The organism is Streptomyces sp. NPDC006476, from assembly GCF_040612015.1.
GTDB classification, from domain to species: Bacteria; Actinomycetota; Actinomycetes; order Streptomycetales; family Streptomycetaceae; genus Streptomyces; species Streptomyces griseorubiginosus_B.
On the sequence record NZ_JBEXPK010000029.1, the window covers coordinates 102,631 to 127,121 of the forward strand.

The following is a 24,491-nucleotide window of genomic DNA, read 5'->3' on the forward strand; positions in this document are numbered from 1 at the left end:
AGTGGACACGATTGCCAGCCTCTTCAGCTTCATCACGACACCCGTCTCATGGGTCATCGTCCAGTTCCACAAGATGTACGGCGCCATCTTCGGCCCCGACACCGGGTGGGCCTGGGGCCTGTCGATCGTGTCCCTGGTGATCCTGATCCGTATCTGCCTGATCCCGCTCTTCGTGAAGCAGATCAAGTCGACGCGGGCCATGCAGACGCTCCAGCCGGAGATGAAGAAGATCCAGGAGCGCTACAAGAACGACAAACAGCGTCAGTCCGAAGAGATGATGAAGCTGTACAAGGAGACGGGCACCAACCCGCTCTCCTCGTGCCTTCCCATCCTGGCGCAGTCCCCGTTCTTCTTCGCCCTGTACCACGTGCTCAACGGCATCGCCTCGGGCAAGACCATCGGCGTCATCAACGACTCGCTGCTGGCCAGCGCCCGTAAGGCGCACATCTTCGGGGCGCCGCTCGCCGCGAAGTTCAAGGACGGCGCCGCCACCGTCCACGCCCTGGGCGCCACGGTCACCGACGTACGGGTCGTCACCGCGCTCATGATCGTCCTGATGTCGGCCTCGCAGTTCTACACGCAGCGCCAGCTGATGACGAAGAACGTCGACACCACGGTGAAGACGCCGTTCATGCAGCAGCAGAAGATGCTGATGTACGTCTTCCCGGTCATGTTCGCCGTCTTCGGCATCAACTTCCCGGTCGGTGTCCTCGTCTACTGGCTGACCACCAACGTGTGGACCATGGGCCAGCAGATGTACGTCATCCACAACAACCCCACCCCGGGTTCCAAGGCCCAGGCCGCCTACCTGGAGCGCCTCAACAAGCACGTCACGCAGCACGGCAAGGTCCGTCGCCGCAGCGAGAAGACGATCGTCAAGGCGATCGTCGCCAAGGGCCGCGACCGCAACGAGTTCGAGCGCAAGTTCATCAACGGTCTGAACAAGGCGGGCCTCGCGGCCCAGGCCGACGGCACCGTGGTGAAGAGCGACAGCGCCGTGGCGGTCCAGACCGAGGACGGTACGCCGACGACGACCGGCACCGCCGCCCCCAAGCGCCAGCAGCCCAAGCGTCAGACCAAGGCCCAGCGGCAGACCGGCGGCGCCAAGCCGGCCGGTGAGACCACCTCGCTGAGCAAGTCCGACGAGCCTGAGGACGCCAAGCCTGCCGCCCCTGCCAAGAAGGCCGCGCAACAGCCCGGCGCCGGCACCCGCAGCAAGGCCCAGTCCGGGCAGCGCAAAGGCCCGCAGCGCCCCAAGTCCCCGTCCAAGAAGTAAGAAGGAGCCCATCCCGTGACGGAAGGCACCACCTCCGCCGCTGCCGAGGGTGCAGACACCCTGACCCGCCTGGAGCAGGAGGGCGAGATCGCGGCGGACTACCTCGAGGGTCTGCTGGACATCGCCGATCTCGACGGCGACATCGACATGGACGTCGAGGCCGACCGCGCCGCTGTCTCGATCATCAGCGACGCGGGGAGCCGAGACCTGCAGAAGCTGGTCGGCCGTGACGGCGAGGTGCTGGAGGCGCTGCAGGAGCTGACGCGCCTGGCCGTCCACCGGGAGACCGGGGACCGCAGCCGGCTGATGCTGGACATCGCGGGCTACCGGGCCAAGAAGCGTACCGAGCTGTCCGAGCTGGGTGCCAAGGCGGCCGCCGATGTGAGGAACACCGGCGAGCCGGTGAAGCTGCAGCCGATGACGCCGTTCGAGCGCAAGGTGGTGCATGACGCGGTCAAGGCCGCGGGCCTGCGCAGCGAGTCCGAGGGCGAGGAGCCGCAGCGCTTCGTCGTCGTGCTTCCCGCCTGATCGGTCCCCTACGTCCCTCCGGCCCCGTCTGTTGCGCAGACGGGGCCGGTCCTTGTCAGCCTGATAGTTCTGGTGGTCGGCGCCGGGTGCGCCGGTGCGGTACGGAAGGACGGTCCCCGTGACGGAGGCAGCGGAGCTCCCCCCTGCGCCCGAGCATGCGCGTGAGGTGTTCGGCGATCGCTTCGCGGACGCGGTGCGCTATGCGGAGCTGCTCGCCGAGGCGGGCGTGCAGCGGGGGCTGATCGGCCCACGGGAAGTGCCCCGCCTGTGGGAGCGGCATCTGCTGAACTGCGCGGTGCTCTCGGAGGTCGTACCCGAGGGCGTCACCGTGTGCGATGTCGGATCCGGGGCCGGCCTGCCGGGCATTCCCCTGGCGCTCGTCCGAGAGGACCTGAAGATCACGCTGCTGGAGCCCTTGCTGCGGCGGACCACCTTCCTCACCGAGGTCGTGGAACTGCTGGGGCTGGAGCATGTGACGGTCGTCCGCGGCCGTGCCGAGGAGGTCATGGGCAAGCTCACTCCGGTCCATGTGGTGACGGCGCGAGCGGTGGCCCCGTTGGACCGGCTGGCCACCTGGGGAATCCCGCTGCTGCGCCCCTACGGCGAGATGCTGGCGCTCAAGGGGGACACCGCGGAGGAGGAGCTCAAGAGCGCCGCCACAGCGCTCAGCAAGCTCGGTGCCGTGCAGACCTCCATCCTGCATGTGGGTGAGGGATTGGTGGATCCCTTGTCCACGGTCGTCCGGGTCGAGGTCGGGGAGAGCCCCGGCGGTGTGCGGTTCGCGGCCAAGCGTGCGAAGGCTGCTCGCACCGGTCGCGCGCGTCGACGCCGCTGATCCGTCCTGACGACGAGACGTACTCCACACAAGCTGCCAAACCTGCGCACGCCGGAGTGTCGCGACAGTTCGATCACGGCTGCTGTGCATCGTGTTTCACGTGAAACGTCGCTCACTGCTGCACGGCATCATCAGCCGGGGCCGCGCTGCGGCCGAACCCCGCGACCGAAAGCCCCTAGGTTCACTCGATGAGGGTGTGGAGTTGTCCACAGAGGTGGATTTCTCCACAGAACAACAGGCCTCACTGGTTCACAACCCCGAAGACATGGGAGGCTCTGTTCATTGCGAGCCTGAAGTCGAGGAGAGTGAATCCTTGCGGTCCGACGCCAACATCGCGGGACCGATGACCGATCCGGTCCCCGGTCCCCGTACCGAGTCGATGGGGGAGGATGTTTCACGTGAAACACCGCCCCCGATGGACGACACTCCGATCGGTCGTGCTGCCCAACTGGCGGTGGAGGCGCTGAATCGCGCCGGCGAGGGCCTGCCACGGCCCGAGCAGACCCGCATCATCGTGGTCGCCAACCAGAAGGGCGGCGTGGGGAAGACGACGACTACGGTCAACCTCGCCGCATCGCTGGCCGTGCACGGTGGCCGTGTCCTCGTGGTCGACCTCGACCCCCAGGGCAACGCGTCCACGGCCCTGGGAATCGACCACCACGCCGAAGTGCCGTCCATCTACGACGTGCTGATCGACAGCAAACCGCTGGCCGAAGTCGTCCAGCCCGTCCCCGATGTCGAAGGACTCTTCTGCGCGCCCGCCACCATCGATCTCGCCGGTGCGGAGATCGAGCTGGTGTCCCTGGTGGCACGGGAGAGCCGACTGCAGCGGGCGATCCAGGCGTACGAGCATCCGCTGGACTACATCCTCATCGACTGCCCGCCTTCACTCGGTCTGCTGACGGTCAACGCGTTGGTCGCCGGCGCGGAGGTGCTCATCCCGATCCAGTGTGAGTACTACGCGCTGGAGGGTCTGGGGCAACTGCTGCGCAACGTCGACCTGGTGCGGGGGCACCTCAACCCCGCCCTGCATGTCTCGACGATCCTGCTCACCATGTACGACGGCCGGACGCGACTCGCGTCGCAGGTCGCGGAAGAGGTGCGCACCCACTTCGGCGACGAGGTGCTGCGAACGAGCATTCCCCGCTCGGTCCGCATCTCCGAGGCGCCGAGCTACGGACAGACAGTGCTGACCTATGATCCGGGGTCCAGCGGTGCCTTGTCCTATCTTGAGGCGGCACGAGAAATCGCTCTGAAGGGTGTCGGCGTCAGCTACGACCCGACGCAGGCCCATATCGGCGCCCAGAGCAACCCGAGCATGGTGGAGGGGATTCAGTGAGCGAGCGACGGAGGGGTTTGGGCCGTGGTCTCGGCGCACTGATCCCCGCGGCCCCGACGGAGAAGACGCCGGCCCCGGCTGCGGCTTCCGCGTCCCCCGCATCGGTTCCGGTGCTGACGACCGACCGCGGAGTGGCCGCGGCGAAGGTGGCCACGCTGCCGCCTGTTTCACATGAAACCGAGGAGCCGTCGCTGTACGGCGCCGCGGAGACGCCCGCGCCTCCCATGGGCGCCCACTTCGCGGAACTTCCCCTCGACTCCATCAGCCCGAACCCGCGCCAGCCGCGTGACGTCTTCGACGAGGACGCGCTGCAGGAACTCGTCACCTCCATCAAGGAGGTCGGCCTCCTCCAGCCGGTCGTCGTTCGGCAGGTCGGCCCCGCGCGCTATGAGCTCATCATGGGTGAGCGGCGCTGGCGGGCCAGCCGTGAGGCCGGTCTCGAGGCGATTCCGGCGATCGTGCGGGCCACGGAGGACGACAAGCTTCTCCTGGACGCCCTTCTGGAGAACCTGCACCGCGCGCAGCTGAACCCGCTGGAAGAGGCCGCGGCCTACGACCAGCTTCTGAAGGACTTCAACTGCACGCACGACCAGCTGGCCGACCGCATCGGTCGCTCCCGCCCTCAGGTCTCCAACACCCTGCGTCTGCTGAAGCTCTCGCCGGCGGTCCAGCGGCGGGTCGCCGCAGGCGTCCTCTCCGCCGGTCACGCCAGGGCGCTGCTGTCTGTCGAGGACTCGGAGGAGCAGGACCGACTCGCCCACCGGATCGTGGCCGAGGGTCTCTCCGTCCGGGCCGTCGAGGAGATCGTGACCCTCATGGGCTCGCGGCCGCAGACGGCTCAGCGCTCCAAGGGCCCGCGGGCCGGTGCCCGGGTCTCCCCGGCGCTCAGCGACCTGGCGACCCGGCTCTCGGACCGCTTCGAGACGCGGGTGAAGGTCGACCTGGGGCAGAAGAAGGGGAAGATCACGGTCGAGTTCGCCTCCATGGAGGACCTCGAGCGAATCCTTGGCACGCTCGCCCCGGGCGAGGGTCCGGTCCTGCAGAAGGGCCTGGTGGAGGGTGACTCGGAGGAGTCCGAGGCCTAGGCAGTCCGAGGCAGGCCGAGTCGTCTCGCTCGGCCGGTGAACGAGGCGGGCCGTGTCCGGTGTGTACGGACACGGCCCGCTCTTTGCTTTCAGGCGGTATCGATGGAATGGCTGTGTGGATACGATGCGTTCAGGTATGGCGCGCATCCACCTGGCAGTACCTCTGAGAGGGGGGCAGGGGCCATGCGAACGATGAGCCGCACCGGACTGGTGGGCGCGGGCCTTGGACTCGGCGCGGTCGGCGGCTTCGTCGGCAGCCTGCTGAGAGAACGGAGCGCTCTGACGGCCGCTCGCGACGCTGCGGGCGAAGGAAGCGAGGAACAGCCTTCATGGGGCGTCGGCTCGTACCGCTCACGCTGGACAACCTTCAGGACCTTCCCAACCGTTGCCGCTCGTGTGTCTTCTGGGAACTGGACCCCGTCAGCGGTGAGGCCGCGATAAAGGCGGGCACGGCCGCGCTGGAGAAAGAGGCATGGATCTCGGCCGTCCTGCTGGACTGGGGATCATGCGGCCGGGTCGTGTACGTCGACGACGTTCCGGTGGGCTTCGTGCTCTACGCACCGCCCGCTTACGTCCCCCGCTCCACGGCGTTTCCCACGAGCCCCCTTTCGCCGGACGCGGTACAGCTGATGACCGCGTTCATCATGCCGGGATACCAAGGGCAGGGGCTGGGCCGGGTGATGGTCCAGACGGTCGCCAAGGATCTCCTGCGCCGGGGCTTCAAGGCCATCGAAGCCTTCGGAGACGCTCGGTGGAAAGAGCCCGCCTGTGTGCTGCCGGCCGACCACCTCCTGGCGGTGGGCTTCAAGACCGTACGACCGCATCCCACGTACCCGCGCCTGCGGCTGGAGCTGCGGACGACGCTCTCCTGGAAGGAAGACGTGGAGATGGCGCTCGACCGGCTCCTGGGGGCCGTACAGAAGGAGCCTGCGCTCCGTCCTCTCTGACGGTCTGACGGGCCGTGTCAACGCGAAGGGGCCGACCCGTCCGGGTCGGCCCCTTCCTGTTTCACGTGAAACGTCACTCAGCGATGAAGTCCTCGAGGTCGCGGACGATCGCGGCCTTCGGCTTGGCGCCCACGATGGTCTTGGCGACCTCGCCGCCCTGGTAGACGTTCAGCGTCGGGATGGACATGACGCCGTACTTGGCGGCCGTACCCGGGTTCTCGTCGATGTTGAGCTTGACGACCTCGATCTTGTCGCCGTACTCCTTGGCGATCGCCTCGAGCGACGGGGCGATCTGGCGGCACGGACCGCACCAGGCGGCCCAGAAGTCCACCAGGACGGGCTTGTCGCTCTTGAGGACGTCCTGCTCGAAGGAGTCGTCGGTCACGTTCTTCAGGTCGGCCACTGCGGGGGCTCCTTTTACTGGTGTGCGGTGGGGCGGAAGGGGGTCAGACGGCGGTCTTCTCGGGCTCGGCCTGCTCCTCGTCCGCCAGGGCCGCGAGGAAACGCTCGGCGTCGAGAGCGGAGGAGCAACCGGTGCCGGCGGCGGTGATCGCCTGGCGGTAGATGTGGTCGACGACGTCACCGGCGGCGAACACACCGGTCACGTTGGTGCGGGTCGAGGGAGCGTCGACCTTGAGGTAGCCCTCCTCGTCCAGGTCGAGCTGGCCCTTGAAGAGTTCGGTGCGCGGGTCATGGCCGATCGCGATGAACAGGCCGGTGACCGCCAGGTCGCTCAGCTCGCCGGTCTTGAGGTTGCGCAGCTTCAGACCCGCCAGCTTCTGGTCGCCCTGGATCTCGGCGACCTCGCTGTCCCACACGAACTTGATCTTCGGGTCGGCGAAGGCGCGGTCCTGCATCGCCTTCGAGGCGCGCAGGGTGTCCCGGCGGTGGACGATCGTCACGGACTTGGCGAAGCGGGAGAGGAAGGTGGCCTCCTCCATCGCGGTGTCGCCGCCGCCGATCACGGCGATGTCCTGGTCCTTGAAGAAGAAGCCGTCACAGGTGGCACACCAGGAGACACCGCGACCCGACAGAGCGTCCTCGTTCGGCAGGCCGAGCTTGCGGTGCTGCGAGCCGGTGGTGACGATGACGGCCTTCGCCTTATGCACCGTACCGGCGGTGTCCGTGACGGTCTTGATCTCACCGGTCAGGTCGACGGAGACGACATCGTCCGGGACGAGCTCGGCGCCGAAGCGCTCGGCCTGGGCGCGCATGTTGTCCATGAGCTCAGGGCCCATGATGCCGTCCTGGAAGCCGGGGAAGTTCTCCACCTCGGTGGTGTTCATGAGCGCACCACCGGCGGTGACGGCGCCCTCGAAGACCAGCGGCTTCAGCGACGCGCGCGCGGTGTAGAGCGCCGCCGTGTAGCCGGCGGGCCCGGAGCCGATGATGATCACGTTACGGACGTCGCTCACGGCTAGTTTCCTCGTCTCTGGTCTGCGTCGTCGGACCGGCGGGAGCGCCTTTCGGAACTCTCACCCCACCCAACGGATCCTAAGGGGCGCGCATTCCCGCTGTGTCCGGGCACACGGGGCATCGCGCCGGAGCACGTGAAGACGCGACACCGTACGGGATACCACGGGAGACGCAGGCGAAGCCTCGGCGCTACGGCCGGGTGTAGGACTGCCTCAGCAGAACCTTGGCCTTCGTCGGCGGATGGGACACACACGCCGTGTCGACGAGGTACGCGTTCACCTTGGTGCTGTCCGACGGATCGGAGAGAACGACGAGCAGGGCGTGGGTGTGCTTGTAGGTGCCCTCTTCGGTCGCCAGCGCCACATCATCGCGGCCGATGCCGCTCTGGATGCAGGGAGGCACCGAGGGCGCACGGTCGAGCTTGGGCGAGACGATGCCAGGGTCACTCTGCACGCCCACGCTGCTGTGCGGAGCGGACGAGCCGCGCCCCTGGGTCTGTGCCTTGGCCAGGAGGTCGGTCACCTGCTTCTCCAGCCTGCTGTCGGAGAAGGTGTCCGCCGTCGCGGTCTGCCGGCCGCCGGCTTCCGTGCTGGAGGGCTTGCCGTCGTCGAGGGTGGCGATCAGTACGGATCCGAGTCCCAGCGCGGCGATCGCGAAGACGCCGCCGAGAACGGCGATCCTGCGGCGTCCCGCCCTCTTGCGGTTCTTACGGCCCGGACCGGTCGTCGAGGTCCGTGCCCGCCCGGAGGGACGATCCGCGGTTGCCGATGTTTCACGTGAAACATGAGCGCTGTCGTTGGTGTCAGGTGCGGTGGCGCCCAGGAGGGCCTCTGTGGCGAGGGCGGCGTCGATGCGACCGGCGACGTCGGCGGGCATCTGCGGCGGTCCGGGGAGCGTGCCGAGCAGTCCCCTGATCTCCTCGAGGGACGCGTAGACGTCCGCGCAGAGTTCGCACGCGTCGAGATGCTGCCGTATGTCGGCGGTACGGGCCGCGGGAAGGAGTCCCTCGGTGAGGTCGGAGATCTCGGCGACGTCCGGGTGCCCCGTCCTGTCCGTCGTGGATGTCACGCTCGCCCACCTCCGCCCTTCACAGCAGCTGAATCGCTTGGCCCGGTATCACGTGGACCGGCAGTCGGCGGCCCCGCTGCCGGTGGGACGGATGTCCCCTGAGTCCGGTTCCGCCTCTCACCCTGTTCTTTTCCTGTACCGGAGCTTTCCGGCCGGAGATGGGCGAGCAGTGGCAGGAGTCTCGCTCTGCCACGGGCGCAGCGGCTCTTGACGGTTCCCGTCGGGACGTCGAGCATGGCGGCGGCTTCGGCGACGGGGTATCCCTGCATGTCCACGAGGACGAGGGCGGCACGCTGGTCGGGCGGGAGGGTGCCGAGCGCCTCCAGCAGCTGGCGGTGCAGGTCGTTGCGCTCCGCGGGAGCCGACGCTTCCTCGTGCGGCTCCAGCAGTTGCTCCAGCCGTTCGGTGTCGTCGACCGGAGCGGTCTTGCGCGAGGCAGCCTTCCGGGCGCGGTCGAGACAGGCGTTCACCGTGATGCGGTGGAGCCAGGTCGTGACGGCCGACTGTCCGCGGAAGGTGTGGGCGGCCCGGTAGGCCGACACGAGCGCGTCCTGGACGGCGTCGGCGGCTTCCTCACGGTCGCCCAGCGTCCGCAGCGCCACGGCCCAGAGACGATCCCGATGCCGCCGTACGAGCTCACCGAAGGCGTCCGGGTCGCCCTCTACGTGACGGGCGAGAAGGTCCTGATCGCTTGCGTCGCCATATGCGTTCCCATCTGCCATCGGACCCCCTCCCGTGTACGACGTGCTCAGCCTGTGAACTTCAGGTCGGTGATGGCCTGCTTGTATCCCGCGTCGCTGTACGAGTCTCCCGGCGCGTACGGCAGGGCCGTGAACCAGACGAGCACGTACCGGCTCTTCACCGGCTTGGTGACCTTCACCGTGGCGCTCGTTCCCGTCGTCGTCACCGACCCCATTTTCGTCATCGACGTCAGCGGAACCGACGAACTCGTGGAACTGGTCGCGTACAGCGTGACGGTCGTGTGGTTGCCGCCGAACAGAAGCCCTATCGAGGCGGCGGACACCTCCCGCTTCGAGCCGAAGTCGTAGACGATACCGACGCCGGGCTTGAAGAGGGGGTTCATGTTCGGACCGTCCTTGTAGCTGGCGGTGCGCCAGTACGTGGAACTGTCTTGGTCGTAGGTCTTGTCGACGTCGTTGGGGTGCTGTGCGTCGCCCTTGGCGACGTATTCCTGCGCTCCCTGGATGGCGAGGGTCTTGACCGGTTTCGGCGCCTTGTTGTTCTTGTCGTTGCCGTCCGTCGTCTGGGTTTTGTTGGTGTCGTCGGACTTGTTGCCGCTGTCCATGAGGACTTCCGCGAGCTGCCAACTGCCCAGCCCCAGCGCGGCGATGAGCAGCGCCGACACGGCCCACTTCAGTGCCTTGCCGGTGCGGCTCTGCAGCGGGGCCGGTGGTGACGGGACGGGCTGGGTGGCGCCTGGGTGCGGTGCCGGACGGCCGTAGGTGCCCTGCTGGTAGGTCGTGCGCTGATACTCCGGCGGGGCGGTGAACGCCGGCTCCGGCGGGCGGATGCGCGGCATCTCGCCGATCGCCTTCACCAGCTCCTCCGGCGTCGTGCAGGGGGACTCGTGCCGGGAGGCGGTCGCCCCGTCGTTGGCCAGCGCGCGCATGCTGAGTTCGGACAGGCCGCGGTGCACGCCCGCCCGCACCTGGTCCGGCGCGATCAGGCCGACGTCCTTGGGCAGCCCGGACAGACCGTAGGCGTCGCTCTCGTACGGCCAGCGCTGGGTGAGTGCCGCGTACAGCAGCGCGCCGATGGCCTCGGTGTCGGTGCGCTGCGGGGTGGCGGAGCTGATGCCGCGCAGCGCGGCGTTCACGGCGAGGCCACGGATGCGCCACTGGCCGGTCGACGTGCGCAGCACGGCGTTGGGGTTCAGGCGCAGATGGGCCAGGCCCTCACGGTGCGCGGCCGCCATGGCGGAGGAGATCTGACTGACCATCTGGTACGCCTCGTACACCTCGAGCGGGCCCGGGGCGAGGAGGGTGGTCAGCTCGACGGCGTCGGGAAGCCACTCGTGGACGACGTAGACGAGGTCGTTCTCCTCGACCGCGTCCAGCACCTGCACAAAGCGTGGATCACCGAGCAGCGCCGAGGAACGGGCCGCGGCCAGTACGGAACGTGCCCGCGCGTGGTCCGCGGGCAGGATGTGGACGCCGACGGCGCGGCGGAGTTTCTCGTCCACCGCGCGCCAACTGCTGAATCCGTCCAGACGGGTGACGCACTCCTCCAGGCGGTACCGTCTGGCGAGTTTGTGACCGCTGTGCAGCTCGGGCGCTGAGGCCTCCCCGGAACCTTCGGTCCCGCCACTCCCCTGTGCCTCGTCGATCTCCGTGTCCCGCTCCCGGTTCTGGGCCACCCCGTCGGCCGTGGACTGGTCCGCCTGTGCGGTCAGCGGCTCGTCGCCGCTGTTGTCTGCCACGTCGACGGCAGCCGTGCTCCGTTCCGCCACCGTCGTCCCTGCCTCCCCATCCGTTGCGCGCCGACCGCCATCCGTGCGCGCCGTCCGACGCCGAAACCAATTGTGCCCACAGTCCGCCGCTATGCACGACACACGGTGGCGGACGATGGTTGTGCGCGTACCCCCGCGTCAGCGCCCCAGACGCCCGCGGACCATGCCGACCAGCGAGTTGAGCTCCTCGATGCGCATCTTGCGAGCGGCGAGGAAGAAGGTCCCGAGCAGGACCGCCCCACCGACCAGCAGCGACGCGAAGGATCCGACGACGCCCTGGCCGAGCGCGTGGCCGATTCCGTAGCAGGCGGCGCCGCTGAGGGCGGCCGCGGGCACCGAGGCGATGGCGAGCCTGGCATACGTCCGCAGAACGCGGGCGCCGTCCAGGTCGCCGCCCAGCCGCTTGCGCAGCCGGTTCCAGGCGACACCGACGCCGATGGCGTAGGCGAGGCCGTAGGCGGCGGCCATGCCGGCCACGGCCCAGCGGGCCGGCAGCACGAGATAACAGAGGCCGGAGGCAGCCGCGTTGACCGCGGCCACGATGACCGTGTTGTAGAAGGGGGTCCGGGTGTCCTCGTAGGCGTAGAAGGCGCGCAGGACGACGTACTGCACGGAGTACGGGATGAGGCCGAGACCGAAGGCCATCAGCATGTAGCCCATCTTGGTCGCCCCGCCGGTGCCCGACGTGCCGAAGATGAGCGTGCACATCGGGATGCCGAGGGCGAGGAAGCCGAAGGCGATCGGCACGATCGCGACGGCCGTGGTGCGCAGGCCCTGGGAGATGTCGTCGCGGACGGCACCCCCGTCGCCCTCGGCGGCCGAGCGCGAGATGCGCGGCAGCAGGGCGGCCATCAGGGAGACGGTGATGATGGCCTGTGGCAGGCCCCAGATGAGCTGGGCGTTGGCGTAGGCGGAGAAGCCGGTGCCGGCGATGTTCGTGTCCTTGACGGCCGCGGTGGCCAGCTGGGTGACGACGAGCGCGCCGGCCTGGTTCGCGAGGACGAAGAGCACGGTCCACTTGGCGAGCATCGCCGCCTTGCCGAGACCGTGGCCCTTCCAGTCGAAGCGCAGCCGCAGCCGGAAGCCCGTCTCGCGCAGGTAGGGGATCATCGCCAGCGCCTGGACGACGAGTCCGAGCAGGACGCCGATGCCGAGGAGCCGCTGCCCCTCCGGCGGAATGGTGGTGACGCTCATGCCGGAGTCCCTGGAGGTGCCGTACACCCACAGGAACATGCCGAGCGTCACGATGATGACGATGTTGTTGAGGACCGGCGTCCACATCATGGCGCCGAACTTCCCGCGCGCGTTGAGGACCTGACCCATCACCACGTGGACGCCCATGAAGAAGATCGAGGGCAGGAAGTACCGGGTGAAGGTGATGGCGACGTCGTTGGCGGCGGGATCGCCGGCCACGGAGTTCGACAGGGTCCGCACCAGGAGCGGCGCGATGAGGACGCCGACCACGGTGAGAGCGGCCAGCGCGACCATCACCAGGGTCAGCAGCCGGTTGGCGAAAGCCTCCCCGCCGTCCTCGTCCTCCTTCATCGACCGCACCAGCTGCGGGACGAAGACGGAGTTCAGGCCACCGCCCACGGTGAGGATGTAGATCATCGTCGGCAGCTGGTAGGCCACCTGGAAAGTGTCGCCGAGGAGATTGGTGCCGAGCGCCGAGACGATCAGCGCGGAGCGGACGAAGCCGGTGAGGCGGGAGACCATCGTGCCGGCGGCCATGACGGCACTGGACTGCAGCAGCCCGGAGGCCCGGCCGCCCTTCTTCGCGGCCGGAGCCGCGGCTGCGGCCGGGGGCGCGGCGGGCGCGGCGGTGAGGTTCATGGTCTGGTCGTCGACCGGCGCCGACGCGGGGGTCTGCGCACCCGGAGCGGTCGCCGGGCCGGGCACCGTCAGGGGTTCGGGCGTCAGAGGTCCTGCGCCCTGCTGCTGGTCCCGGAAGAGGTGCGCGAACGCGTCGTGCTCGGGACGCTCCTCGCCGGCCCGGGTCACCAGGTCGTCGACACCGACGTACTGGGTGGTCCGAGGGTCGTCGCCGTGCGGCAGGTACTGGGTCGCGCCGTCCGGCTCGGGCGCCGGGGGCCGTGCCCACACGCGCGGGTCGGGGGCGTAAGGCGACTGGGGCGGCTGGGCGTACAGCGGCTGCTGCGGCTGGTAGCTGCCCGGGGGCGGCGGAGGGTGCGCGGCACGGTCGTAGAGCGCCTCGGCGACGGGATCCTGCGCCGCCAGGTCCTGTGCGCGGTAGGGGTCCTGGTCGTAGGCGTCCTGGAGGTACATGTCGGCGGGCGGCTGCGGCGGCACCTGACCGGGCTCGGGCGGCGGGCCCTCGGGGTACCCCGAGCTGCCCGCGGCCTGGCCGCGGTCACCGTCGTACGGCGCGTTCATGGTTACCCCACCTCATAGTCCCGGGCCCACGGCCACGACATCCTCAACGGTCCACTCTCTCACCCGTGCCGGACGGGTCCGTGCTTTCCGCTGCGGTGTCCGCTGTCGGGTCACTCGGCTGCTGCGGGTCATCTGCCCGGGCATCGGTGCCCGACTCCTCCTTGAGACGGCGTTCCGGGCCCTCGGGGTTCTCCGGTCCCTCGTCGCCCTCGGCCGCCGTGTCGTCCGGACCGTTCTCCGCGGCTTCGCGGGCGGCTGCCCGCTTGCGCTGGGTGTACATGCGGAAACCGGCGAGGACGAGCAGCAGGAAGCCGCCGCCGATGACCAGCATCACGGTGGCCGTGAACTCCGTGACCTTGACCTCGAACGAGACCGGGCCGCCGTACTTCTGACCGTCCTCCGTGTACAGCTGGGCCGTCACGGTCGCCTGGCCGTTGGCCTTGGCCGTCGTGGTGAACTTCACCGTCTGGCTGTGGCCGCCGGAGACCGCGATGGGCTGTTCGTCGTAGGCGTCATCGCCGATCTTGAGGCGGGTGGGGCTGTTCGAGGTGAGCCGCAGCACCAGGTGCTGGACGCCCTGCACCAGGTTGTTCTGGACGGTGACGGGGATCGTGGCGCTGCGTCCGGACAGCTTGGTGTCGGACTTGTCGATCAGCCTGACCTGGCCGGTCAGGCCGGAGAGGTAGGTGTCCACGTCGGTGCGGAAGCTCTGCGCGGCGTACGGACGACCGCGCCACGACGTGGACATCTCGCGGTTCATGGCCCGCCCGAAGGGGGTCACCACCCGTGACTCGTTGCTCAGGATCACCCGGAAGTTGTCGAGCTTGTCCTGGGTGCCCGCGATCTGCTCGAAGGCCGAGCGCGGAAGCTCCTGCCTGCGCAGCGAGGAGGGGTACTCCGAGGCCGGCGGCACCTTGGTGGTGGCGCCTGGGTCCGGCTTGGCCTTCGCGGCCGCCGTGAGCTTCTCGGACTGGGACCAGTTCCCGGCCTCGAGGTCCGTCACGGCCTCGGCCATGGCCTGGGCCTGGCGGGTCGTCGGGATGCGCTGCGGGGCGACGACGATGGTGCGCTGCTTGTTCGTCTGGGTGTTCAGGGCGAGGCTCTGGGCGAGGAACCTCTGCACGGCCAGCGTGGACGCGGCGGCCTTGCTCAGATCGCCCTGGAAGGCCGTCGACAGACGGGAGTCCGCGACCACCGCCGTGACGCCGCCACCGATCGGACGGGCGGCGGAGGGCGTGTACGACAGGCCGCCGCTCTCCTGGAGGCTGTCGCTGCGGGCGATGATCTGGTCGGCGCCCGCGGAGGTGGCGACCTTCACGATCGACGGGTCGACAGCGCCGTCCACGGGCCAGGCGAAGTCGGTCGTCGGGGTGACGTGCAGCACCGTCTTCACCGTGGTGGCGGCGACGTCCGTGGCTTCCTTGAGGTGGCTCAGCGAGCCGGTGACGCTGGTGCCGTTGTGGGCGAGAGAGGCCAGATCCGGGTCGGCGAAGGGGAGGGCGACGACTTCCTTGTCCGCCACCGCCTTCTGCAGCTCGTCGAGCCACTGCTTCGCGATCGCCTGGTGCGTGCCCGCCGTGGTACCGCCCGCGGTCTGGATCTTGTAGCTGCCGGTCATGGCGTCGACGGAGGCCAGCAGGTCGGGGTCGATGACCCAGGTCACGTCGAGGTTCTTGCCCAGCGAGAGCATCTCGTCCAGGCGGCCTCCGGGGGAGATCGCCTTGGCGAGATCGTCGTTGAGGAAGACCGGCGTCTGCTGCTGGTTCGACCCGGTCTCCGCCGTCATGTGGACGTCGGAGACCAGGGGCCACAGGAACGTCGTCTTCGTCTTGGTGTCCGCGGCGTCGGGCTGCCAGGGCAGGAAGGTCCGCTGGATGCCGAGAACCTGGTCCCACGGCTGGGCGGAGGTCTGGCCGGAGAGCGAAACCGCGAACTGGTACACCCCGTCGTCACCGAGGTCCAGCTTGTCGACGGGCACGGAGATGCTGAAGGGCTCGGCGACCCCCGGGGTGAGCTTGGCGAAGTCCTCGCCGTACTTGCCGCCCACCTCCGTGCCGGTGGGGCCCTGGAGGCTGTCGCTGTCGCGGGCGGCACTGTCGATGCCGGAACGCGTGGTCAGCTCGGGGCCGACGCGCAGTCCCACATGGGCGTCGGTGACCGCCTGCTTGCCGTTGTTGGTCACCGTCCCGGACACGGTGAGGGTGTCGCCGTCCGTGGGAACGGTCGGGCTGAGGGAGTCGAGGGCGATGGCGACCGAGCCGGAGCCGGAGGCGTCCTGCAGGGCGGTCCGGCCCACGGCGTCCGCGTGACTCGCGGCGGGCAGCTGCAGCAGACCGGCCAGCAGCGGTGCCCCGGCGAGCAGCGCCCCGGAGCGCCGCAGCCAGCGGCGGGCAGGTGAGGGACTCGTCCCCTGGAAGTCTGCCGCCTCGGCCACGCGCTCGCCCGTCCCTCGTCGTCGTCAGTGGTCGTCGCAATGTGCGTCCCCGCATGGTAACGATGCGCGCTGAGGGGAAGTGCCGCAGACTGCTCCACAAGATCGGGGAACAAGATCGTCCCGTCCCCTATGTGCCTGTATAAGGACCGCGGGGTTGTGCACGTTTAATGGAGGCGCCCACGGTCGTACGGGCCACGTACCCTCTTCTGTTGTGCCGAACGCCAACGAAGACAACGCCCGTGCCCTGAATCAGCCCCCGTCCAACACGCCGGACGAGGCGCTGCGGGTCGCCCCTGTCGCAGACGACCTCGCCCGCCGCTTCCAGGCGGCCGGGTTCTCGCTCGCCCTCGTCGGCGGTTCGGTCCGGGACGCGCTGCTGGGACGGCTCGGCAACGACCTCGACTTCACGACCGACGCCCGCCCCGAGGACGTCCTCAAGATCGTCCGGCCCTGGGCGGACGCCGTGTGGGAGGTCGGTATCGCCTTCGGCACGGTCGGCGCGCAAAAAAACGGCTACCAGATCGAAGTCACGACCTACCGGTCCGAGGCGTACGACCGGACCTCGCGCAAGCCCGAGGTGTCGTACGGCGACTCGATCGAGGAAGATCTCGTCCGGCGCGACTTCACCGTGAACGCGATGGCTCTCGCGCTTCCCGAGCAGAAGTTCATCGATCCCCACGACGGACGCGCCGATCTCGCCGCCCGTGTGCTGCGCACCCCCGGCACCCCCGAGGACTCCTTCTCGGACGACCCGCTGCGGATGATGCGCGCGGCACGGTTCGCCGCTCAGCTGGACTTCGAGGTGGCTCCCGAGGTCGTGACGGCGATGAAGGAGATGGCGGGACGGATCGAGATCGTCTCGGCCGAGCGGGTGCGGGACGAGCTCAACAAGCTGATCCTGTCCGACAATCCGCGCAAGGGCCTGACCCTCCTGGTCGACACCGGCCTCGCCGACCACGTTCTGCCCGAGCTGCCGGCCCTGCGTCTGGAGAGCGACGAGCACCACCGTCACAAGGACGTCTACGAGCACACGCTCATCGTCCTGGAACAGGCGATCGCGCTGGAGGAGAACGGTCCCGATCTCACCCTGCGCCTGTCGGCGCTCCTGCATGACATCGGAAAGCCGCGTACTCGTCGCTTCGAAAAGGACGGACGCGTCTCGTTCCACCACCACGAGGTGGTCGGGGCGAAGATGACCAAGAAGCGCATGACGGCGCTCAAGTACTCCAACGAACTGGTGAAGGACGTCTCACGTCTGGTCGAACTCCACCTGCGCTTCCACGGATACGGCACGGGTGAATGGACGGACTCCGCGGTCCGCCGCTATGTCCGTGACGCCGGCCCTCTCCTTGGCCGGCTCCACAAGCTGACCCGCTCGGACTGCACCACCCGGAACAAGCGGAAGGCGGCGGCACTGTCCCGCGCCTACGACGGTCTGGAGGAGCGCATCGCCCAACTCCAGGAGCAGGAGGAGCTGGACTCCATCCGCCCGGACCTGGACGGCAATCAGATCATGGAGATCCTGGGTGTCGCGCCGGGCCCGGTCATCGGCCGTGCCTACCAGCACATGCTGGAACTGCGGCTGGAGAACGGACCGATGGAGCACGACACGGCGGTGGCCGCGCTCAAGGAATGGTGGGCCGAGCAGAGCTGAGCCTCTGCGAACCGGCGGCATGTTTCACGTGAAACATCCCGCCACCGGACATGCGGCGGGGCGGTGTTTCACGTGAAACACCGCCCCGTGGCTGCGCGTCCTTGTTACTTGTGCGCGTTACTTGTGGTCCTTCAGGCAGAGCAGGAAGTCGCTGCCGTCGCCGGACTCGGTGTACGTGTACTGGAAGTCCTTGGCCGCGGCCTCGCACTTCGTCGACGCCGAGAGCTCGGTGGAGTACGAGCCCTTCACCTTCGCCAGCACCACGTACTGGGCCTTCGACGAGCCGCAGTCGACGACCTCGAGGTCCGGGTTGGTGTCGGAAGTACTGCCGCGGTGCATGCAGTCACCGACCTTGGCGGTGTTGGCGTCGTCCTGGCTGGCTATGTAGCCCACGATGGCCGCGATGGCCACGACCGCGACGATGACGATGTTCTTGATCGCCTTGAAGCTCAGCTTACGGCGAGGCTGCGCCGGAACCGGGGCGTACGGCGCGGCCCCCGGCGGGGGGAACCCGGGCTGTCCGGGCCGACCCGGCTGCTGCGGGTAGGCGGCGTGCGGCGGATACGGCGCCTGAGCCTGCGGCTGGCCGTAGGGCTGGTGGCCCTGAGTGAACGGGTTCTGGCCCTGAGGCGGAGTGGTCACGTGGGTGTCCCCCTGAAAGTGAATGAGCTGCGCACATAAGAGGCGCGTAAGACGCAGGTAAGTTATCGGCCGCCACTGACACTGCTGTGACTCAGGTGGACTCTGTGGCCTTCATGTGACACTTACGGCGCTCAAAGTGGGCCATAGCCGCAGCAATTGCTCCGTAGGCAACGGCGACCACGACGACCACGGTCGTGGAACGGCCGTCCGGTGGCAGCATCAGTGCGGCGACCGCGGCAGCGCCGACGAAAGCGATGTTGAACAGGACGTCGTAGACGGAGAAGATCCGCCCACGGAAACCGTCGTCGACGCGGGACTGCACGATCGTGTCCGTCGCGATCTTCGCCCCCTGCGTCGTCAGACCCAGGACGAACGTCGCGACGAGCATGGGGCCGACGGCGAACGGGAGCCCGAGGGCAGGCTCCAGAACCGCGGCGCTCGCCGCGCATACGACGATCCAGCGGCCGGGACCGAGCTGTCCGGCCGCCCAGGGCGTCACGACAGCGGCCGCGAAGAAGCCTGCGGCGGACGTCCCCAAGGCCAGTCCCAGCAACCGCAGTCCGTCGTCCGCGTTCGAGGAGAAGGCGTACCGGCACAGCATCAGCAGCATGACCAGCAGAGCGCCGTAGCAGAACCGCATCAGAGTCATCGTGAGGAGCGCCCAGGCCGCCTCCCGGCGCGGTGGAGCGGTCAGGTGCCGTACCGCTGCCGTCAGGTCGCGAGCGGTGCCGGCGAGTGCCGTACCGAGGCGCGGCTGTACCAACTCCTGGTCGGGCCCGAGCAGTCCGGGGGCCAGGCGCAGTGAGGCGAACGCCCCGCACAGGTAGAGCAGGGCGCCCAGCAGCACCACGGCGGCGTCCGAGTCGGCCACCCCCAGTCGTACGACGAAGGCGAGACCTCCGCCGGCGGTCGCGGCGAGCGTCCCGGCGGTCGGTGACAGGGAGTTGGCCATCACGAGCCGTTCCTCGTCCACGACGCGGGGCAGGGCGGCGGACAGGCCCGCGAGAACGAAGCGGTTGACGGCGGTGACACAGAGCGCGGAGGCGTAGAAGAGCCAGTCCGGGACGTGGGTGAGGATCAGAACGGCCGTGGCCGAGGCCATCAGGGCGCGCAGCAGGTTGCCGTAGAGGAAGACCTGGCGACGGCGCCAGCGGTCCAGGAGAACGCCCGCGAAGGGGCCGACCAAGGAGTACGGGAGCAGCAGGACAGCCATCGCGGAGGCGATCGCGGCGGCCGAGGTCTGCTTCTCCGGCGAGAAGACCACGTAGGCGGCCAGTGCGATCTGGTAGACCCCGTCGGCTCCCTGGGAGAGCAGTCGTACGGCGAGCAGTCGTCGGAAGTTCCGGAAGCGGAGCAGGACGCGCAGGTCGCGGACGACGGACATGGGGCACAGCCTCACATACGGGGAGGGTCCCCGGGCACGTGGCCCGGGGACCCTCTGGAGCCCTGGCAGGAGCGTTTTCAGTGCGTGGCGTTGCGAGCCGCTTAGCGCTCGACCTCACCCTTGATGAACTTCTCGACGTTCTCGCGGGCCTCGTCGTCGAAGTACTGGACCGGCGGGGACTTCATGAAGTAGCTGGAGGCCGACAGGATCGGGCCGCCGATGCCGCGGTCCTTGGCGATCTTCGCGGCGCGCAGGGCGTCGATGATGACGCCGGCGGAGTTCGGGGAGTCCCAGACCTCGAGCTTGTACTCCAGGTTCAGCGGGACGTCGCCGAACGCGCGGCCCTCGAGGCGGACGTAGGCCCACTTGCGGTCGTCGAGCCAGGCGACGTAGTCGGACGGCCCGATGTGGACGTTCTTCTCGCCGAGGTCCCGGTCGGGGATCTGGGAGGTGACGGCCTGCGTCTTGGAGATCTTCTTGGACTCGAGGCGGTCGCGCTCGAGCATGTTCTTGAAGTCCATGTTGCCGCCGACGTTCAGCTGCATCGTGCGGTCCAGGACGACGCCGCGGTCCTCGAACAGCTTCGCCATGACGCGGTGCGTGATGGTGGCGCCGACCTGCGACTTGATGTCGTCGCCGACGATCGGGACGCCCGCCTCGGTGAACTTGTCGGCCCACTCCTTGGTGCCGGCGATGAAGACCGGAAGGGCGTTGACGAAGGCGACCTTGGCGTCGATGGCGCACTGGGCGTAGAACTTCGCCGCGTCCTCGGAACCCACGGGCAGGTAGCAGACGAGGACGTCGACCTGCTTGTCCTTGAGGACCTGGACGACGTCGACCGGCTCCTCGGCGGACTCCTCGATGGTGAGGCGGTAGTACTTGCCGAGACCGTCGAGGGTGTGGCCGCGCTGGACCGTCACGCCGGTGTGCGGGACGTCGGCGATCTTGATGGTGTTGTTCTCGGAGGCGCCGATCGCGTCCGCGAGGTCCAGGCCGACCTTCTTGGCGTCGACGTCGAACGCGGCGACGAACTCGACGTCGCCGACGTGGTAGTCACCGAACTGCACGTGCATCAGGCCGGGGACCTTCGACGCCGGGTCGGCGTCCTTGTAGTACTCGACTCCCTGCACCAGCGACGCGGCGCAGTTGCCCACGCCGACGATGGCTACGCGAACCGAACCCATTCCGGTTGCTCCCTGTGTGTACGAGTGAGGCCCTGACTGGGCGCTCACGTGGCGGTGTCGTCGGGCGTATCCGGCCCGGGGGTGTCCCCGGGCCGGGGCAGGACGCCCGGCGCTCCAGATGTGGTGTCGTGCCGATCGGGCCCCCCGGAGGCAGGGCCCTTGAGGTCCCGTCCGGCCCGCTCGCTCTCGATGAGCTCGTTCAGCCAGCGCACTTCGCGCTCCACGGACTCCATCCCGTGGCGCTGGAGCTCAAGCGTGTAGTCGTCGAGGCGCTCCCGGGTGCGGGCGAAGGAGATACGCATCTTCTCCAGACGCTCCTCCAGCCGGCTGCGGCGGCCCTCCAGCACGCGCATGCGCACGTCGCGTGACGTCTGCCCGAAGAAGGCGAAGCGGGCGGCGAAGTGCTCGTCCTCGTACGCGTCGGGGCCCGTCTGCGACAGCAGCTCCTCGAAGTGCTCCTTGCCCTCCGCCGTCAACCTGTAGACGATCTTGGCGCGACGCCCTGCGAGTGGTGCGGCGAGGGCGTCCTCAGGAGCGTTGCCCGGCTCCTCGGTCAACCAGCCGTTGGCGACCAGCGTCTTGAGGCAGGGGTACAGCGTCCCGTAGCTGAACGCGCGGAACACGCCCAGTGACGTGTTGAGCCGCTTGCGCAGCTCGTATCCGTGCATCGGGGACTCGCGGAGCAGGCCGAGGACGGCGAATTCGAGGATCCCGGACCTCCGGCTCATCCCCTCGCCTCCTCGCCTTTATCTCGCTCCGATGTATCGACTCGATACATCACGACGATAGAACGGCCTTCCGGATGGGACAAGTGGGGAGATGGTGAACGGGATCACACCACTTATTCATCCGAGGCAAGTTGTCTGGTTTAGGGCGAACTTGGGAACTCGGCAGGTTTTGACGGTGCGTAGTCTGTGCGCCATGCACACCACCGGGAACCGAGTGACGCGAGGGGGCGTCGTCGTCCTGGGTGCCGTACGGATGAATGCGGGATCGACCACATCCGTACTTCGGGGGGACCGGAAACCAGCCGCCGTTTCCAGGCGCGCACGGGTGCGCCTGCCCGAGGAGTAGTCGTTCGATGAGCGAGCACCGTCGCAAACCGCCGCAGCCGCAGGGAGGCGGACGTGCCGCGGCCCGACGCGGCCAGTCCGGCTCGTCCTCCGGCCGCCGTGCGGCACCGCGAGGCGCCACCGGGTCCCCGGCCGATTACGGGCTGGGCCAGGAGTTGGGTGGCGAGGAACGGTCGTACGGAGGCCGAGCCGACGCCCGCCGCGCCGCACAGAGAAACGCAGGAGGCCGCCGCAGAGCGGCCGAGCCCCCCCGCGGAGGTCGACGCGGGGGCCCCGCACCGGGGCGCGGACGGGCAGCCGGTCCCCCCCAGAAGCGGTTCATCGACTACCCGCGCGCGGGAAAGTACGGCGCCGCGCGCTGGGTGCCGTCCTGGAAGTTGGTGAGCGGGCTCTTCATCGGGTTCTTCGGCAGCCTGGTGGCCGCCGCGGGCATCGCCTACGCCATGGTGGGCGTTCCGGACCTCGCGAAGACGGCCACGGCCCAGAACAACGTCTTCTACTGGTCCGACGGCAGCGAGATGGTCGCCACGGGTGGCGAGATCAACCGTCAGAACGTCAACCTCTCGCAGATCCCCAAGGAGATGCAGTACGCCGTCATCTCCCAGGAGAACAAGACCTTCTACACCGACAGCGGCGTCGACCCGAAGGGCATCGCGCGGGCCGTGTTCAACATGGCCAGGGGCGGTGAGACCCAGGGCGGCTCCACCATCACCCAGCAGTACGTGAAGAACGCGATGCTGAACGACCAGTCGCAGACCATCTCCCGCAAGCTCAAGGAGATCTTCGTCTCGATCAAGGTCGGCACCACGGTCTCCAAGGACGAGATCATGGCCGGCTATCTGAACTCCGCGTACTACGGGCGCGGGGCGTACGGCATCCAGGCGGCCGCGCGCGCCTACTTCAACAAGGACGCCGTCGACCTGAACCCCGGCGAGTGCGCCTTCCTGGCCGCGATGCTCAAGGGCGCCACGTACTACGACCCTGCCGGCGCGACGTCCCTCGACCCGTCCGCCACCCCTGAGGCGAACCAGAAGCGGGCCCTGGCCCAGATGCAGGACACCCTGAACAAGATGGTGCAGTACGGCCATCTGAGCGCCACGGACCGGGCCAAGTACACCACCCTTCCCACCTGGCAGAACCCCCGCTCCAACAACAAGCTGAGCGGCCAGGTCGGCTACCTCGTCGACCTTGCCAAGGCGTACCTGGTCAACAACACCAAGATCACGGCCGATGACCTGCAGAAGGGCGGCTACTCGATCTACACGACCTTCGACAAGAAGAAGGTCAAGGAGCTCCAGACCTCGATCACGAAGGTCCAGAAGGCCAACATCAAGCCCAAGCAGCGCCCGAACACGGACACCCACGTCCAGTTCGGCGGCGCTTCCGTGGACCCGACCACGGGCGCCATCAAGGCGATCTACGGCGGTGAGGACGCGACCAAGCACTTCACCGACAACGCCGACCAGACCGGTGCCCAGATCGGTTCGACCATGAAGCCGTTGGTGCTCGCGGCGGCGATGCAGTGGGGTGTCCGGGACAAGAGCCTCGGCCCGGAGCAGGCACAGGACGAGCGGACCCAGGTCTCCCCCAAGAGTCTGTACAGCGGCAAGAACAAGCTGAAGATCAAGGACTACGACGGGACGGTCTGGAAGAACGAGAAGGGACAGGAGTGGCTGCAGACCAACGACGGCAACGAGTCGTACGGCAATCCGCCCAACTACCAGATCGACCTGCGCGAGGCGATGCGTGAGTCGGTGAACTCCGCGTATGTGCAGCTCGGCATGGACGTCGGCCTGGACAAGGTCAAGCAGGCGGCCATCGCGGCGGGGCTGAAGCAGAGCAGCCTGGCCGGCACCAGTTTCCCGTCCTTCTCCATCGGTATCTCCGACCCGAGCGCGATCCGCATGGCGGGCGCTTACGCCACCTTCGCGGCCAGCGGCCAGCAGCGTGATCCGTTCTCCGTCACCAAGGTCACCAGCAAGGACGGCACGGTCTTCACCCATACGGACAAGCCCAACGAGGCCTTCACTCCGGCCGTGGCCAACAACGTCACCGACGTGCTGAGGACCGTGGTCGACAAGGGCACGGGTACCGCCGCCCAGCTGCCCGGGCGCGAGGTCGCCGGCAAGACCGGTACCACGGACGGCAACAAGTCCGCCTGGTTCATCGGCTACACCCCGCAGCTGTCCACGGCGATCACGATGTTCCGCTACAACGACGACGAGACCCAGAAGAACCGCACCTTCCTGGAGATGTACGGAACGGGTGGTCAGAAGAAGATCCACGGTGCGTCGTTCCCGGCGGAGATCTGGCACGACTACATGGCGGAGGCACTGGCGAACGAGCCGGCGAAGGACTTCCCGACGCCGGAGCCCATCGGTGAGGTCGTCAACGACGTGCCGAGCCCGACGCCCACTCCGACGGTCGAGAACACCCCGGAGTCGAGCCCGACCCCGAGCCCGACGCCCAGCCAGACGCTGACCAGTCCGAGTCCCTCGCCGAGCCAGACCTGCCGGTTCAGCTGGCAGTGCACGGACACCGGCGGCACCAACACCGGCGGCACGGACGGAGGCGTGACCTCGACGCCAACGGCGACGGAGACGTCCGGCAACGGCAACACCAGAGGCAATGGCAATGGAGGCCTGTTCGGAGGCGGGGGCGGCTAGCTGTTCTGTCTCGGGAGGTTGTGGACGGGTGAGCCAGGTCTCAGCTGAGGGATCTTGAACGGGTGAGGGCCTTCCCGTTCGGTGTGGATTGCGACG

Annotated in this window: 19 protein-coding genes; 8 read left to right on the forward strand and 11 right to left on the reverse strand. The window is 68.4% G+C overall.

What is annotated here, in order from left to right; genetic code table 11:
- Position 1: 1 nt before the first annotated feature.
- The 6 genes from yidC to ABZZ74_RS29805 all read left to right on the forward strand — a co-directional run bounded on the left by yidC (position 2) and on the right by ABZZ74_RS29805 (position 6,010).
- Positions 2–1,276, forward strand: a complete 1,275-nt coding sequence (yidC, locus tag ABZZ74_RS29780; RefSeq protein ID WP_356770084.1) for a membrane protein insertase YidC — start codon at positions 2–4, stop codon at positions 1,274–1,276.
- Positions 1,277–1,291: 15 nt separating this feature from the next.
- Entirely contained in the window at positions 1,292–1,804 is a 513-nt protein-coding gene (locus ABZZ74_RS29785) for a R3H domain-containing nucleic acid-binding protein (protein WP_356770086.1), read from the forward strand.
- Positions 1,805–1,922: 118 nt separating this feature from the next.
- Entirely contained in the window at positions 1,923–2,639 is a 717-nt protein-coding gene (gene rsmG / locus ABZZ74_RS29790) for a 16S rRNA (guanine(527)-N(7))-methyltransferase RsmG (RefSeq protein ID WP_356770088.1), read from the forward strand.
- Between the two features lie 265 nt (positions 2,640–2,904).
- Entirely contained in the window at positions 2,905–3,978 is a 1,074-nt protein-coding gene (locus ABZZ74_RS29795) for a ParA family protein (protein ID WP_208780343.1), read from the forward strand.
- Positions 3,975–5,063 carry a ParB/RepB/Spo0J family partition protein gene (locus tag ABZZ74_RS29800; RefSeq protein ID WP_356770090.1) on the forward strand — a complete coding sequence of 363 codons (1,089 nt, stop codon included), beginning with the start codon at positions 3,975–3,977 and terminating at the stop codon, positions 5,061–5,063. The genes ABZZ74_RS29795 and ABZZ74_RS29800 overlap by 4 nt, the downstream gene beginning before the upstream one ends.
- Positions 5,064–5,392: 329 nt before the next feature.
- The gene (locus ABZZ74_RS29805) at positions 5,393–6,010 is read left to right on the forward strand and encodes a GNAT family N-acetyltransferase (RefSeq protein ID WP_356770092.1); all 618 of its coding nucleotides are present in this window, start codon (positions 5,393–5,395) and stop codon (positions 6,008–6,010) included.
- Between the two features lie 73 nt (positions 6,011–6,083).
- Here ABZZ74_RS29805 and trxA read toward each other — a convergent pair whose 3' ends face one another.
- From trxA to ABZZ74_RS29840, 7 genes are all read right to left on the reverse strand, one after another.
- On the reverse strand, positions 6,084–6,413 hold the full coding sequence (gene trxA, locus ABZZ74_RS29810; protein WP_058924306.1) for a thioredoxin: 330 nt from the start codon (positions 6,411–6,413) through the stop codon (positions 6,084–6,086).
- A 43-nt stretch (positions 6,414–6,456) separates the two neighbouring features.
- The gene (gene trxB / locus ABZZ74_RS29815) at positions 6,457–7,425 is read right to left on the reverse strand and encodes a thioredoxin-disulfide reductase (RefSeq protein ID WP_356770094.1); all 969 of its coding nucleotides are present in this window, start codon (positions 7,423–7,425) and stop codon (positions 6,457–6,459) included.
- Positions 7,426–7,615: 190 nt separating this feature from the next.
- Positions 7,616–8,494 carry a hypothetical protein gene (locus tag ABZZ74_RS29820; protein ID WP_356770096.1) on the reverse strand — a complete coding sequence of 293 codons (879 nt, stop codon included), beginning with the start codon at positions 8,492–8,494 and terminating at the stop codon, positions 7,616–7,618.
- The gene (gene sigM / locus ABZZ74_RS29825) at positions 8,491–9,216 is read right to left on the reverse strand and encodes an RNA polymerase sigma factor SigM (RefSeq protein WP_356770098.1); all 726 of its coding nucleotides are present in this window, start codon (positions 9,214–9,216) and stop codon (positions 8,491–8,493) included. The genes ABZZ74_RS29820 and sigM overlap by 4 nt, the downstream gene beginning before the upstream one ends.
- Before the next feature lie 26 nt (positions 9,217–9,242).
- Complete coding sequence (locus tag ABZZ74_RS29830; protein ID WP_356770100.1) at positions 9,243–10,964, reverse strand: serine/threonine protein kinase; 1,722 nt, start codon at positions 10,962–10,964, stop codon at positions 9,243–9,245.
- Positions 10,965–11,102: 138 nt separating this feature from the next.
- Positions 11,103–13,358 (reverse strand): murein biosynthesis integral membrane protein MurJ, encoded by a 2,256-nt coding sequence (gene murJ / locus ABZZ74_RS29835; protein ID WP_356770102.1) that lies wholly within the window; start codon positions 13,356–13,358, stop codon positions 11,103–11,105.
- Positions 13,359–13,401: 43 nt separating this feature from the next.
- Entirely contained in the window at positions 13,402–15,792 is a 2,391-nt protein-coding gene (locus ABZZ74_RS29840; RefSeq protein WP_356770104.1) for a DUF6049 family protein, read from the reverse strand.
- 211 nt (positions 15,793–16,003) lie between these two features.
- Between ABZZ74_RS29840 and ABZZ74_RS29845 the strand changes: the two genes are divergently transcribed.
- A complete protein-coding gene (locus ABZZ74_RS29845; protein ID WP_356770106.1) occupies positions 16,004–17,446 on the forward strand; it encodes a CCA tRNA nucleotidyltransferase in 1,443 nt (480 codons plus the stop codon).
- A gap of 117 nt (positions 17,447–17,563) precedes the next feature.
- Here the strand turns inward: ABZZ74_RS29845 and ABZZ74_RS29850 are convergent, their stop codons facing one another.
- From ABZZ74_RS29850 to ABZZ74_RS29865, 4 genes are all read right to left on the reverse strand, one after another.
- Positions 17,564–18,088, reverse strand: coding sequence for a hypothetical protein (locus tag ABZZ74_RS29850; RefSeq protein ID WP_356770108.1), 525 nt, complete (start codon positions 18,086–18,088; stop codon positions 17,564–17,566).
- Positions 18,089–18,179: 91 nt separating this feature from the next.
- Positions 18,180–19,472, reverse strand: coding sequence for an MFS transporter (locus ABZZ74_RS29855; protein ID WP_356770110.1), 1,293 nt, complete (start codon positions 19,470–19,472; stop codon positions 18,180–18,182).
- 101 nt (positions 19,473–19,573) lie between these two features.
- Entirely contained in the window at positions 19,574–20,656 is a 1,083-nt protein-coding gene (locus ABZZ74_RS29860; protein WP_356770112.1) for an inositol-3-phosphate synthase, read from the reverse strand.
- Positions 20,657–20,700: 44 nt separating this feature from the next.
- Positions 20,701–21,384: a helix-turn-helix transcriptional regulator gene (locus ABZZ74_RS29865; RefSeq protein WP_356770114.1), complete on the reverse strand. Its 684-nt coding sequence runs from the start codon at positions 21,382–21,384 to the stop codon at positions 20,701–20,703.
- A 353-nt stretch (positions 21,385–21,737) separates the two neighbouring features.
- Here ABZZ74_RS29865 and ABZZ74_RS29870 point away from each other — a divergent pair, with 353 nt between their 5' ends.
- Entirely contained in the window at positions 21,738–24,395 is a 2,658-nt protein-coding gene (locus ABZZ74_RS29870; protein ID WP_356770116.1) for a transglycosylase domain-containing protein, read from the forward strand.
- The last annotated feature ends 96 nt before the right edge of the window (positions 24,396–24,491 follow it).

Coding starts and splice junctions, on each gene's coding strand:
- ABZZ74_RS29795 (WP_208780343.1), top strand. CDS start 2,905: ATGGGAGGCTCTGTTCATTGCGAGCCTGAAGTCGAGGAGAGTGAATCC.
- ABZZ74_RS29855 (WP_356770110.1), bottom strand. CDS start 19,472: ATGTCCGTCGTCCGCGACCTGCGCGTCCTGCTCCGCTTCCGGAACTTC.
- ABZZ74_RS29865 (WP_356770114.1), bottom strand. CDS start 21,384: ATGAGCCGGAGGTCCGGGATCCTCGAATTCGCCGTCCTCGGCCTGCTC.
- murJ (WP_356770102.1), bottom strand. CDS start 13,358: ATGAACGCGCCGTACGACGGTGACCGCGGCCAGGCCGCGGGCAGCTCG.
- ABZZ74_RS29860 (WP_356770112.1), bottom strand. CDS start 20,656: ATGGGTTCGGTTCGCGTAGCCATCGTCGGCGTGGGCAACTGCGCCGCG.
- sigM (WP_356770098.1), bottom strand. CDS start 9,216: ATGGCAGATGGGAACGCATATGGCGACGCAAGCGATCAGGACCTTCTC.
- ABZZ74_RS29805 (WP_356770092.1), top strand. CDS start 5,393: ATGGGGCGTCGGCTCGTACCGCTCACGCTGGACAACCTTCAGGACCTT.
- ABZZ74_RS29870 (WP_356770116.1), top strand. CDS start 21,738: ATGAGCGAGCACCGTCGCAAACCGCCGCAGCCGCAGGGAGGCGGACGT.